At 73.0% G+C, this 12,161-nt stretch carries 10 protein-coding genes; 4 read left to right on the forward strand and 6 right to left on the reverse strand.

Going from position 1 to position 12,161, the window contains the following annotated elements:
* Position 1: 1 nt before the first annotated feature.
* From QFZ74_RS28050 to QFZ74_RS28060, 3 genes are read right to left on the reverse strand one after another with little or no spacing between them, the layout of a single operon-like run.
* The gene (locus QFZ74_RS28050) at positions 2–1,123 is read right to left on the reverse strand and encodes an enolase C-terminal domain-like protein (RefSeq protein ID WP_307623628.1); all 1,122 of its coding nucleotides are present in this window, start codon (positions 1,121–1,123) and stop codon (positions 2–4) included.
* Complete coding sequence (locus QFZ74_RS28055) at positions 1,120–2,904, reverse strand: thiamine pyrophosphate-requiring protein (protein WP_307623629.1); 1,785 nt, start codon at positions 2,902–2,904, stop codon at positions 1,120–1,122. Before QFZ74_RS28055 ends, QFZ74_RS28050 begins: the two co-directional genes overlap by 4 nt.
* Positions 2,905–2,923: 19 nt before the next feature.
* Positions 2,924–5,932, reverse strand: a complete 3,009-nt coding sequence (locus QFZ74_RS28060) for an FAD-binding and (Fe-S)-binding domain-containing protein (protein ID WP_307623630.1) — start codon at positions 5,930–5,932, stop codon at positions 2,924–2,926.
* A gap of 312 nt (positions 5,933–6,244) precedes the next feature.
* Here QFZ74_RS28060 and QFZ74_RS28065 point away from each other — a divergent pair, with 312 nt between their 5' ends.
* The 3 genes from QFZ74_RS28065 to QFZ74_RS28075 all read left to right on the forward strand — a co-directional run bounded on the left by QFZ74_RS28065 (position 6,245) and on the right by QFZ74_RS28075 (position 9,201).
* A complete protein-coding gene (locus QFZ74_RS28065) occupies positions 6,245–7,033 on the forward strand; it encodes a sigma-70 family RNA polymerase sigma factor (protein WP_307623631.1) in 789 nt (262 codons plus the stop codon).
* Positions 7,034–7,115: 82 nt separating this feature from the next.
* Entirely contained in the window at positions 7,116–7,607 is a 492-nt protein-coding gene (locus QFZ74_RS28070) for an SRPBCC family protein (protein ID WP_307623632.1), read from the forward strand.
* Positions 7,600–9,201, forward strand: coding sequence for an NAD(P)/FAD-dependent oxidoreductase (locus QFZ74_RS28075; RefSeq protein WP_307623633.1), 1,602 nt, complete (start codon positions 7,600–7,602; stop codon positions 9,199–9,201). Before QFZ74_RS28070 ends, QFZ74_RS28075 begins: the two co-directional genes overlap by 8 nt.
* Here QFZ74_RS28075 and QFZ74_RS28080 read toward each other — a convergent pair.
* Complete coding sequence (locus tag QFZ74_RS28080; RefSeq protein ID WP_373462444.1) at positions 9,158–10,186, reverse strand: cation diffusion facilitator family transporter; 1,029 nt, start codon at positions 10,184–10,186, stop codon at positions 9,158–9,160. The two genes, QFZ74_RS28075 and QFZ74_RS28080, sit on opposite strands and share 44 nt — an antisense overlap.
* 28 nt (positions 10,187–10,214) lie before the next feature.
* Positions 10,215–10,679, reverse strand: a complete 465-nt coding sequence (locus QFZ74_RS28085; RefSeq protein ID WP_307623634.1) for an ATP-binding protein — start codon at positions 10,677–10,679, stop codon at positions 10,215–10,217.
* Between the two features lie 130 nt (positions 10,680–10,809).
* On the opposite strand from QFZ74_RS28085, the gene QFZ74_RS28090 reads away from it, so the two are divergent.
* Positions 10,810–11,724 carry a SigB/SigF/SigG family RNA polymerase sigma factor gene (locus QFZ74_RS28090; RefSeq protein WP_307623635.1) on the forward strand — a complete coding sequence of 305 codons (915 nt, stop codon included), beginning with the start codon at positions 10,810–10,812 and terminating at the stop codon, positions 11,722–11,724.
* On the opposite strand, the gene QFZ74_RS28095 is transcribed toward QFZ74_RS28090, so the two are convergent.
* A complete protein-coding gene (locus tag QFZ74_RS28095) occupies positions 11,657–12,145 on the reverse strand; it encodes an ATP-binding protein (protein ID WP_307623636.1) in 489 nt (162 codons plus the stop codon). The two genes, QFZ74_RS28090 and QFZ74_RS28095, sit on opposite strands and share 68 nt — an antisense overlap.
* Between the last annotated feature and the right edge of the window lie 16 nt (positions 12,146–12,161).

A 12,161-nucleotide genomic window follows, 5' to 3' on the forward strand; every position in this document is an offset into this window, starting at 1 on the left:
GTCAAGCGGAGCGGTATTCCTCCGCTCGTGCCGTGCGCAGGTCCAGCCCGTGTCCCGCCGACGCGTCGGCTCCCGGACGGATGGTTCCGCCGCGGGGATCGAGGGCGCCGGTGAACAGCAGCCGCTCGACGCGTACGTGATCGTGGAACCATTCGAGATGGCGGAGGTTGGGGACGGCGGCCGCCGCGTGCGCGTGGACGTGCGGGGCGCAGTGGCCGGAGACGGCGAGCCCCGCGGACTCGGCCAGGGCGGCGGCACGCAGCCACACCGTGATCCCGCCGCACCGGGTGACATCGGCCTGGAGGCAGTCCACCGCCTGCTCGCCCACCATGTGCCCGAAGTAGGCCAGGGTGTAGCCGTACTCGCCCGCCGTGACGTCCATCGGCAGCGCGGCGCGTGTCTGCGCCAGCCCCGTCAGGTCGTCGGAGGAGACCGGCTCCTCGAACCAGGTGACCTCGTGCTCGGCGAGCCGCCGGCCGACGCGAACCGCCTGCCCCCGGCCGTACGCCCCGTTCGCGTCGACGTACAGCTCAGCGTCGTCCCCGATGGCGGCGCGGGCCCGTGCGACTCGTTCCAGGTCCCGGCGCTCGTCGGCGCCCCAGGACTCCCCGATCTTGATCTTCACGCGCGGGATCCCCTCGTCCTGCGTCCAGCCGCGCAGTTGCCGCTCCAGCCGCTCGTCGTCGTACGTCGTGAACCCGCCGCTGCCGTACACCGGCACCTCGCAGGAGCACGCGCCGAGCAGCCGGACCAGCGGGAGGCCGAGCAGCCGGGCCTTGAGGTCCCACAGGGCGATGTCGACCGCGGAGACCGCGCCGGCGACGAGCCCCGGGCGGCCCGTGTTGCGCACCGCCCGGCTCATCGCCTCGTTCATCGCCGGGACGTCCCACGCGCGGCGGCCCTCGACGACCCCGGCGAGATGCCGGGTGACGACGTCGGCGGTCGCCGGTGAGCCGTAGGTCCAGCCGATGCCGGTCACGCCGTCGCTCGCCGCCGTCACCAGGACCAGCGTGGTCTCGTCCCAGCCGAGGGTGCCGTCCGCCTCGGGCGCGTCCGTGGGGACGGTGTAGGCGGCCGCGCCGAGCGCCGTCACCGTTGGATCCGTCGGCAGCGCTGCCGTCATGAACGGCGCCGGGGGAGGAACTCCTGGACCTTGGCCTTGAAGCCCTGCCGGATCATCGAGGCGCGGTCGGAGTCGCCCTTCAGGACGGACAGCGCGGCCGCCTCGATCTGGTCCAGGGAGGCGTGCGGCGGGATGGGCGGGACCGCCGGGTCGGTCAGGAAGTCGATGACGACGGGCCGGTCCGACTCCAGCGCCGTGCGCCAGGCCGCCTCCACGTCCTGCGGCTTCTCCACCCGGATGCCGCCCAGGCCGATCGAGCGGGCGAAGTCGGCGTAGGCCACGTCGGGGATGGACTGCGAGGGCAGGAACTGCGGGGCGCCTTCCATCGCGCGCATCTCCCAGGTGACCTGGTTCAGGTCCTGGTTGTTGAGGACGGCGACGACGAACCGGGGGTCGTCCCAGTCCCGGTAGTACTTGGCGATGGTGATCAGCTCGGCCATGCCGTTCATCTGCATCGCGCCGTCGCCCACGATCGCGACACAGGGCCGGTCCGGGCGGGCGAACTTGGCGCCGATGAGGTAGGGCACCCCCGGCCCCATCGTGGCGAGCGTGCCGGAGAGCGAGCCGCGCATCGAGCCGCGCATCCGCACATGACGGGCGTACCAGTTCGCGGCCGAGCCCGAGTCGGCGGCCAGGATCACGTCGTCGGGCAGCAGCGCGTCCACCGCGTGCACGACGTACTCCGGGTTGACGGGGTCCGCCTCGACCTCCGCCCGGCGCTCCATGACCTCCCACCAGCGGGCTGTGTCCTTCTCGATCTTCTCCCGCCAGGACCCGTGGTCCTTCTCCCGCACCTTCGGCAGCAGCCGGTCGAGCGTCTGCCTGGCGTCGCCGACGAGGTTCACGTTGAACGGATAGCGCAGCCCCACCATGAACGGGTCGATGTCGATCTGCACGGCCCGCGCCTGGCCGAACTCCGGCAGGAACTGGGTGTAGGGGAAGCTGGATCCGATGACCAGCAGGGTGTCGCAGTCCCGCATCATCTCGTACGACGGCCGGGTGCCGAGCAGCCCGATGGCGCCCGTCACGTACGGCAGGTCGTCGGGGAGGGCGTCCTTGCCCAGGAGGGCCTTGGCGACGCCCGCGCCGAGCTTGTCGGCGAGTTCGCGGACCTCGGCCTGGGCGCCCCGGGCCCCCTGCCCGATGAGGATGGCGACCTTCCTGCCCTCGTTCAGGATCCGGGCCGCCTCGTCGAGGTCCTGCTCGGCCGGGACGGGCGCGGAGTGCACGGGGCCCAGGCTGGAGGGCACCATCTTGAACGCGTGCTCCGGCGGCGAGTAGTCCAGCTCCTGCACGTCCGCCGGGACGATGACCGCGGTGACGGTGCGCTGGGCCTGTGCGGTGCGCATGGCCCGGTCGAGGACGTTCGGGAGCTGCTCGGGGACGGTGACCATCTCGCAGTAGGCGCTCGCGACGTCCTTGTACAGGCTCAGCAGGTCGACTTCCTGCTGGTAGGAGCCGCCCATGGCACTGCGGTTGGTCTGGCCGACGATCGCCACCACGGGGACGTGGTCCAGTTTGGCGTCGTACAGGCCGTTGAGGAGATGGATGGCGCCGGGCCCCGACGTCGCCGCGCACACGCCCGGCCGCCCGGAGAACTTGGCGTAGCCGACGGCCTCGAACGCGGACATCTCCTCGTGCCGGGACTGGATGAACTCGGGCTTGTTGTCCGCCCGTCCCCAGGCGGCCAGCAGGCCGTTGATGCCGTCGCCCGGGTAGCCGAAGACATGGGTGACATCCCATTCGCGCAACCGCTGGAGGATGTAGTCGGACACCTTCATCTGTGAGTACTCCCCTTCGTCAGATCGTGGTTCGGTCGGCGTCACCGGGCGTGCCGGTGGGTTCGGGGCGGTCGAGGGCGCCGGCCAGGACCTCCGCGAGGTGCAGGGGCCGGCGGCCGGTGCGGCCCTGCTCGATCTGCGTACGGCAGCTGAACCCGTCCGCGATCACCTGGGCGTCCGGCGGGGTACGGCGGACGGCGGGCAGGACGCCCAGTTCGCCGACGGCCATCGACAGGTCGTAGTGCTCGCGCTCGAAGCCGAAGTCGCCGGCCAGCCCGCAGCAGCCCTCGTCGAGGACGTCCGCCTCGATGCCCGCCCGGCGCATGAGTTCGCGGTCGGCGTCGAACTTCATCACCGCGTGCTGGTGGCAGTGCGTCTGCACCGTCGCCCGCCCGCCCACGTGGGGCGGCCGCCACTCGTCAGGGGTGTCGCCGACGAGGAACTCGGCGAGCGTGCGGCACTGCCGGGCGAGCCGGTGGGTGTCCTGGTCGTCCGGGAGCAGCTCGGCGGCGTCCGAGCGGAAGACCGCCGTGCACGACGGCTCCAGGCCCACGACGGGCACCCCGGCCTCGAGCCAGGGCCGAAGCTTGTGCAGCGTACGGCGCAACACACGCTGAGCGACGGCGAGTTGACCGGTGGAGATCCAGGTCAGGCCGCAGCACAGCGGGGTGGCAGGCACGGCGACACGGAATCCGGCGTCCTCCAGCAGCCGTACCGCAGAACGGGCCACCGAGGGACGGAAGTAGTTGGTGAACGTGTCGGGCCACAGCAGGACCGTACGGTCGTCGACCGGGTCCGGATCGGGCCCGGCGCGCCCCCGCCACTCCTGTACGAAGGACCGCCGCGCGAACTCCGGCGCCTGACGCTGACCGGCGACCCCGGCCAGCCGCTTGCCCAGGGGGGCGAGGACCGGTGCGCGCAGGGCCGCGTTCACCAGCCCCGGGGCGAGCCGCGAGGCGCGGGCCCACAGCGGCAGCCAGCCCAGGGAGTAGTGCGCGGCAGGGCGCAGCCGGCCGGCGTAGTGGTGGGACAGGAACTCGGCCTTGTAGGTGGCCATGTCCACCCCGGCCGGGCAGTCGGACTTGCAGCCCTTGCAGGCCAGGCACAGATCGAGGGCGTCCCGCACCTCGGTGGAGCGCCAGCCGCCCGTCACGGGGGAGTCCGGGTGGCCGCCGAGCATCTCGAACAACAGCCTCGCCCGCCCCCGCGTCGAATGCTCCTCCTCGTTCGTGGCCCGGTACGAGGGGCACATCACGCCGCCCGTGTGCGCACGGCAGTTGCCGACACCGACACAGCGCATCACCGCGTCGGTGAAGGAGCCGCCGTCGTCCGGGAAGCCGAACCGCGTGTCGCTGCCCTGAGGGCGCCAGGCCGGGCCGAGCCGCAGGTCGTCGTCGGTGCGGTGCGGGGCGACGACCTTGCCGGGGTTCATCCGGTCGTGCGGATCGAACAGCGCCTTGACCTCGCCGAAGGCGGTGACCAGACGCTCACCGAACATCCGCGGCAGCAGCTCGCCGCGCGCCTGCCCGTCACCGTGCTCGCCCGACAGCGAACCACCGTAGGAGACCACGAGATCGGCGGCGCGGAAGAGGAACTCCCGGAAGTCCGCGACCCCTTCGGCGCTCTTCAGGTCGAACGGGATCCGCGTGTGCACGCACCCCTGGCCGAAGTGGCCGTACAGCGAGGGCCGGTCGTAGCCGAACTCGGTGAACAGCCCCCGCAGATCACGCAGATACGCGCCCAGCCGCTCCGGCGGGACGGCCGAGTCCTCCCAGCCTTCCCACGTCTCGCGCTCGTCCGGCGGCCGCGCCGTCACGCCGAGACCCGCCTCGCGCGCCCGCAGCAGCAGATGCTCGCGCTCGGGATCGTCGGAGAACGCGACCGTCGGATCCTGCTCGCTGCGCCCCAACGCCCGCAGCAGAGCGTGCCCTTGAGCCTCGACGTCCTGGTCGCTGTCGCCGGTGAACTGGACCAGCAGCCAGCTCTCCCCCTCGGGGAAGCGCTCGAGTGAGTCGAGATGGGCGTGCTCCTCGCGCATCAGCTGCGCCATCCGCCCGTCGAGCGCCTCCAGTTGGGCCGGCGCGCTGTGCGCCAGCAGCCGGGGCACGTCGTCGGCGGCCGCGCAGATGTCGTCGTACCCGATGACGACGATGGCCTCGGCCTCCGGCACCGGGACGAGCTCGAGTTCCGCGCGCAGGACGGTGACCAGGGTGCCCTCGCTGCCCACGAGCGCGCGGGCGAGGTCGAAGCCGTTCTCCGGGAGCAGCGAGTCCAGGTTGTAGCCGGAGACCCGGCGGGGAAGCTCGGGGAAGCCGACGCGGATGTCCCCGAGATACCGGTCGACGAGCCCGCGCAGCCCCGCGTACAGCTCCGCACGCGGCCCGCCGCCGCGCACGATCGCGTCGAAGGTCTCCTGGTCGGTGGGGCCGACCCAGCAGCGGGTCCCGTCGTAGGTCAGGATCTCCAGCCGCCGGACGTTGTCGACCGTCTTGCCGTACGCCTGCGCGGTGCCCCCGCACGAGTTGTTGCCGATCATGCCGCCGAGCGTGCAGTGGCTGTGCGTGGCCGGCTTGGGGCCGAACATCAGCCCGTAGGGGGCGAGGCACCGGTTGAGCTCGTCCAGCACGATGCCGGGCTCCACGACGCACCGGGCCCGCGCCGGCTCCACCGACACCAGGTCGTGGCAGTACTTCGTCCAGTCGATGACGACCGCGGTGTTGGTGCACTGCCCGCCGAGGCTGGTGCCGCCGCCGCGCGACAGCACCGGGGCGCCGAACCGCGCGCACACCTCGACCGCCGCGACGCCCGCGTCGATGTCATGCGGCACGACGACGCCGATCGGGACCTGCCGGTAGTTCGACGCGTCCGTCGCGTACGCCCCGCGGCTCCCGGCGTCGAAACGCACCTCCCCGTCCACCTCGCGGCGCAGTGCGGCCTCCAGGGCCGCAACGTCGGGGTCCGGAGGGGCGGCCCCCCTCGGCGCGGCTGCCCGCTCGCCCCGTGCCGACGCCCGGTGATCGGTGACCATGCGACCTCCCGTCGCGTACGCGTCCGATTCCGCCGGGCGAGTACCCGGACCGCGTCCGCACACGCACGTCGTCGCGCCGCGAGGGGTGACTCGGGACCCGTGCGGCCGCAGTGTCGCTTCCGGCAAAACGTGATGGTCATGGGCAATCCGTGTTTTCCGGAGCTCACGGGCGGGCAATCGCGGGGTGCCCTGCCGAGTCGCCGACGCCGCTGTGCCGCCCAGGCAGGGGCTTGCCCGCCGCAGTCATGGGAGGAGCCGCCGGAGAGCCGCTCTTCGCCGGTGACGGTGAGTGTCGATCGACGGGAACAGGTGATGAGCGTGACCCGTGTACAGCATGCGCATGACGACGCACCCGACACGATGGAGGACTTCCGCCGTCTCGAGAGCCTTCCGCCGGGACCGGAGCGGGACGCGCTGCGCGAGGACGTCGTACGGGCCTGGCTGCCCATGGCCCACCGGATCGCCGCACGCTTCCGTGGCCGCGGTGAGCCGCTCGAGGATCTGCGGCAGGTCGCCGCGCTCGCCCTGGTCAAGGCGGTGGACGGATTCGAACCGGGGCGCGGCGGCGCGTTCGAGAGCTACGCCGTGCCGACGATCACCGGCGAGGTGCGCCGGTACTTCAGGGACCACACCTCCGTGCTGCGCGTACCGCGCCGCACCCAGGAACTGCGCCGCCAGGTCTGCCGGGTCTGCCAGGAGATCTCCCCGTCGGGCGGCGACGTCTCGCCGGCCGAGATCGCCGCGCGGACCGACCTGGAGGCGGACCAGGTGCGCGAGGGGCTGCTGGCCCGGAACGCGTACTCCGTGCTGTCCCTGGACGTCGAGCTGATGCCCGGCGAGGCCCGCGGCGGCATGACGCTCGCGGAGACGCTCGGGGCCCCCGACCCGGGGCTCGACCAAGTGGTGGACCGCGAGTCGGTGCGCCCCTTGCTCGGGGCGCTCCCCGAGCGGGACCGGCGGATCCTGTACCTGCGGTTCTTCCGGGGCATGACACAGCGCCGCATCGCCGAGGAGTACGGCATGTCGCAGATGAACGTCTCCCGCGTCCTGAGCCGCATCTGCGCGCAGCTGCGCGACCAGGCCCTGGCCGGCGCCGCGTAACCGCGCTCACGGGGGTGAGAGGCGGTACGCGGCTGGGCACTCGGTCGGATCTGGCGGGTCATTCGTGCGGAAGGAGGCGGCCATGGCCGTCCGGCATCAACTGGTCGAGCGCGAACCGGCCGCGGTGTGGAACGTCCTGCGGGACCCCTCCCACTACGCGGACTGGGTCGTGGGAACGTCCGAGACGGTTCCCCGTGCGGGGCGGTGGCCCGAGGTCGGCTCGTCACTGACCTACATGATCAAGCTCGGCCCCAAAAGTGTCGAGGGCTTCACGGTCGTACGCCGCTTCGAGCACCCGCGCTTCCTCGAACTGGAAGCGCACACCGGCATCGGCACGGCCCGCATCGCGTTCGACATCCGGTCCTGGGGCGAGGAGACGCTTCTCATCGTGGACGAGCATCCGCTGCGCGGACCCGGCGGCCTCCTGCACAACGCGGTGCTGGAGACCTTGATCCAGTTCCGTCACCGGGACATGCTCGGCCGCCTCGCGCGGCTGGTGGAGCGCCTGAACCCGCCGAAGGGACACGTGGCCGCCCCGCCGTCCGCCGTCACCGAGGAGGCGAGCCGTGAGTGACGCCGTGGTGATCGGCGCCGGGCCGAACGGCCTGGTGGCCGCCAACATCCTCGCCGACCACGGATGGAGCGTGGAGGTCCTCGAAGCCCAGGACACCCCGGGCGGGGCCGTCCGCAGCGACCGCGGGGTCCATCCCGACTACGTCAACGACCACTGCAGCTCCTTCTACCCGCTGGCCGCGGCCTCCCCGGTCATCGACGCCCTGGAGCTCGAACGCGAGGGGCTGCGCTGGTCCCACGCACCGCGCGTGCTGGCCCACCCACTGCCAGACGGACGCTGCGCCCTCCTCGACCGGGACCGCGAGGCCACCGCGGACGGACTGGACGGCTTCGCCGACGGGGACGGCCGCTCGTGGCGCGAGCAGTGCCGGACCTGGGACCGGGCCGGACCGGGCCTGATCGCCGCGCTCTTCTCCCCCATGCCGCCCCTGAAGGGCCTGGCGTCCCTGGGGCTGAAGCTCCGCGCCGGGGGCGCGCTGCGGCTGGCGCGCCGCATGCTGCTGCCCGTACGCCGGCTCGGCGAGGAGGAGTTCGACGGCGAGGGCGGCCGGCTGCTGCTCGCGGGCAACGCCCTGCACGCCGACCTCGGCCCGGAGGCCGCCGGGAGCGGAGGCTTCGGCTGGCTGCTGACGATGCTCGGCCAGACGTACGGCTTCCCCGTCCCCGTCGGCGGCGCGGGCGCCCTCACCGACGCGCTCGTACGCCGGCTTGAGCGCCGGGGCGGCCACGTCCGCTGCGGTGAGCGCGTGACCGAGGTGGTCGTCTCCGGCGGCCGGGCCGTCGGGGTGCGCACCGCCGACGGCGACGCGGTCCCGGCCCGGCGGGCGGTCCTCGCGGACGTGTCAGCGCCCGACCTGTACGGCCGGCTGGTCGACGGGGACGAGCTGCCGGAGCGCGTGCACCAGGACCTGCGGCGCTTCCAGTGGGACTTCGCCACCTTCAAGGTCGACTGGGCCCTCGACGGACCGGTGCCCTGGACCGCCGGGGAGGCGGGGGAGGCGGGCACCGTCCACCTCGCCGACGACGTGGACGACCTCACCCGGTTCGCCGCGCAGATCGCCATGAACCTCGTCCCGGACCGGCCCTTCCTGCTGCTGGGCCAGATGACCACAGCCGATCCCTCGCGGTCGCCGGCCGGCACCGAGTCCGCCTGGGCCTACACCCACCTGCCCCGCGAAGTGCGGGGCGACGCCGCCGACGAGGGCCTCACCGGGACCTGGGACGAGTCCGAGCGGGAGATCATGGCGGACCGCATCGAGCGGCGGGTCGAGCAGTACGCCCCGGGCTTCCGCGACCGCATCGTGGGCCGGCGCATCCTCGCCCCGGACACCCTGCAGGCCGCGGACGCCAACCTGGACACCGGTGCCATCAACGGCGGCACCACCAACCTGCACCAGCAGGCGGTCTTCCGCCCCGTCCCCGGCACCGGCCGGCCCGAGACCCCGGTCCACGGCCTGTACCTCGCGTCCGCCTCCGCGCATCCCGGCGGTGGTGTGCACGGTGCGCCCGGGGCCAACGCCGCTCGCGCGGCGCTTCGCGCGGGCCACCCGTTCACGCGCCTGATCGCGGGTGCCCACCGCTCGCTCGCGCGGTGACGGCCGGCGAGGGGGCGTCCTCCTCGCGGCCCGGCGCCTCGGTGATGTCCAGGAAGACGTGGTCGGCCTGCGGCCACTCGGCGGCGATCCGCCGCTTGATGCGGACGCAGACCAGCTCGACCACCTCGCTGTCGAGTCCCGGAGTCAGGTCCACGCGGGCGGCCACCAGCAGCGAGTCCAGCCCCAGCCGCATCGTCAGCAGCGCCGCGACCTTGTCGATCTCGGGCTGGGAGGCGAGGAAGTCACCGATGCGGTCCCGCAGCCGGGTGTCCACGGCCTCGCCGATCAGCCGGTTCCGCGCCTCCCGGGCGAGCCGGTAGGCCACGCACACCAGCAGCAGACCGATGCCCATGGAGGCGCCGGCCTCCCAGGCCGCCTGCCCGGTCAGCAGGTGCAGCCCGACCCCCGCCGCCGCGAGGAGCACGCCCGCCACGGCGGTGGCGTCCTCGGCGATCACCGTCCGCAGCGCCGGGTCGCCGCCCGTGCCGTCCTCCTGCCCGCGCGCCTGGTACAGGGCGCGGACCAGCGAGGCGCCCTCGGCCACCAGCGCGATCCCGAGCACCGCGAGCCCTGCTACGTACCCCGTCATCGACTCGTGCTGGTCGGTGCGCAGGGCCTGGACGCCCTGGTAGACCGAGAAGCAGCCGCCCATCACGAAGATCCCCACCGCGGCCAGCAGCGCCCAGAAGTAGCGCTCCTTGCCGTAGCCGAACGGGTGCAGATCGTCCGGGGGCCGCTTGCTGCGGCGCACCGCGACGAGCAGGAACACCTCGTTCAGGCTGTCCGCGACGGAATGCGCGGCCTCCGAGAGCAGCGCGGGGGACCCGGCGACGAGTCCGGCGACCGCCTTGGCCGCGGCGATCAGCAGATTGGCGCCCAGTGCGACCAGGACGGTCACCCGGGTCCGTACGTCCCGGCCCCGGGAGTCCTGCCCATCCTCCTGCCCCTGCCTCCGGTCTTTCCGCTCGGCGCCGTGCGTCGTCACGATCGCGGCCCTCCAGCCTTCGGTCCGTCTACGCCCTCTGCGAGGTCCCGGCGGCCGCGCCGGGCCCGGGGACGATGTCCACCTCGAACCAGACCGTCTTCCCCTCGTGCCCGCCGGGTACGCAGCCCCAGCGCGCCGCTAGCCGCTGGACGAGGTACAGCCCGTGCCCCGAGGAGCGGGTGACGCGATGGCGGGCGGGTGGCCGGGGCGCCGCGGGGCTGGTGTCGCTCACCTCCACCCACAGGGCCCGTTCGGTCCCGGTGAGCCGCAGCCCGGACGGAACGCCGCCGTGCGTGCAGGCATTGGTGACCACCTCGGACACCAGCAGGACCGCGTCGTCGGCGGCTTTCCGTCCGGGCTCGCCTGCGGGCCCGAACCACTCGCGCAGCGCCTTCCGCGTCAGGGTGCGGCACAGCGCGATCACGCCATGTCCCCCGGGCAGTTCGTAGCGCACCGAGCGGTCACGGGTCGGCGGCTCCTCGGGCATGGCCATGCGCACCGGTTTACCGTGGTCGTACCGTGTCAAACCACCCTGAAGCGGGAATATGACCCGTGGATGCTTGACCGACGGACCCACCGCGTCCGGCGCGGTGCCGGCCCACCGCCTCCGTCGAAGGGGCCCTATGCCCAACCCTGAGAAGACCCTCACTGCCGGCCATGACACGGGCGCCGCCCTGCGTCACGAGGCCCTCGCCGGGCTGCCCGAGATCGCGCGGCCCGCCGAGGTCTCCACGGCCGACGCCCGGTCCCTGTCCACGGCGCTCTTCGCCCGCCTGCGGGAACTGGAGGAGGGCACGCCGGAGCACGCCTACGTGCGCAACACCCTGGTCGAGCTGAACCTCAGCCTGGTCAAGTTCGCCGCCCGGCGTTTCAAGGACCAGGGCGAGCCGCCGGAGGACACCGTCCAGGTCGGCACGATCGGGCTCATCAAGGCGATCAACCGCTTCGACCCCGACCGTGGGATCGAGTTCTCGGCCTTCGCCCTGCCGACGATCGTCGGCGAGATGAAGCGGTTCTTCCGGGACGCCACCTGGGCCGTCAGGGTGCCGCGCCGGCTCCAGGAACTGCGGATCGAGATCGCCAAGGCCGCCGACGGACTGGAGCAGCGCCTCGGCCGCCGGCCCAGCCGCGGCGAGCTCGCCGCCCAGCTGAACGTCACCGAGGAGTGCGTGGCCGAGGGCGAACGCGCCGCCAACGGCTACGTCTCCCGCTCCCTGGACATGCCGGTCGAGGACGACGACCCCGACTCGCTGCCGCTCGCGGCGCGCTGCGTGGCGACGGTGGAGGCGTCGTACGAACTCGTCGAGGACTTCGAGTCGTTGAAGCCGCTGATCGCCGCACTGGACGAGCGGGACCGGCTCATCCTGGCGCTGCGCTTCGGCGAGGAGCTCACCCAGACAGAGATCGGCGAACGGCTCGGGCTGTCGCAGATGCACATCTCGCGCCTGCTGAAGCGGATCCTGGGCGAACTCAGAGCGGGTTTGCTCGACGACGGTCCGCCGCCGTCCGAAGAGGGTCCGGCCCCGGCGGGCGCGTGATCTCCAGCCAGACGACCTTTCCGGGGGTGCCGTCCGGCTTGGCCTCGGACCCCCACGCGCCGGCCAGCCGGTCGAGCACCATCAGGCCGTGACCGCCGGGCAGCGCGGGGGAGCGGCGCGGCTGGGCATGCGGATGCTCGGGACTGGTGTCGGACACCTCGACGCGCAGCAGCGCGTCGGCGTACCGCAGGACCAGTTCCTCGGGGCCTCCGGCGTGCAGACAGGCGTTGGTGACCACCTCGGACACCAGCAGCAGTACGTCCTCCACGCGCTCGCGTCCCTCGGGAGTGGCAGCCGCTGGGAGCCAGCCCCAGTCCGCCAGCGCCGTCGCGGTGAAGTCCCGGCAGCGCGTCACCGGTCCGCTGATGCCGCGCAGAACGAGCCGCCTGACCTGCTCGCGGTCGGCGCCCTTCGTCGTCATGATGCCTCCGCCGGCT

The sequence above is a fragment of the Streptomyces sp. V3I7 genome, assembly GCF_030817495.1.
GTDB lineage: Bacteria > Actinomycetota > Actinomycetes > Streptomycetales > Streptomycetaceae > Streptomyces.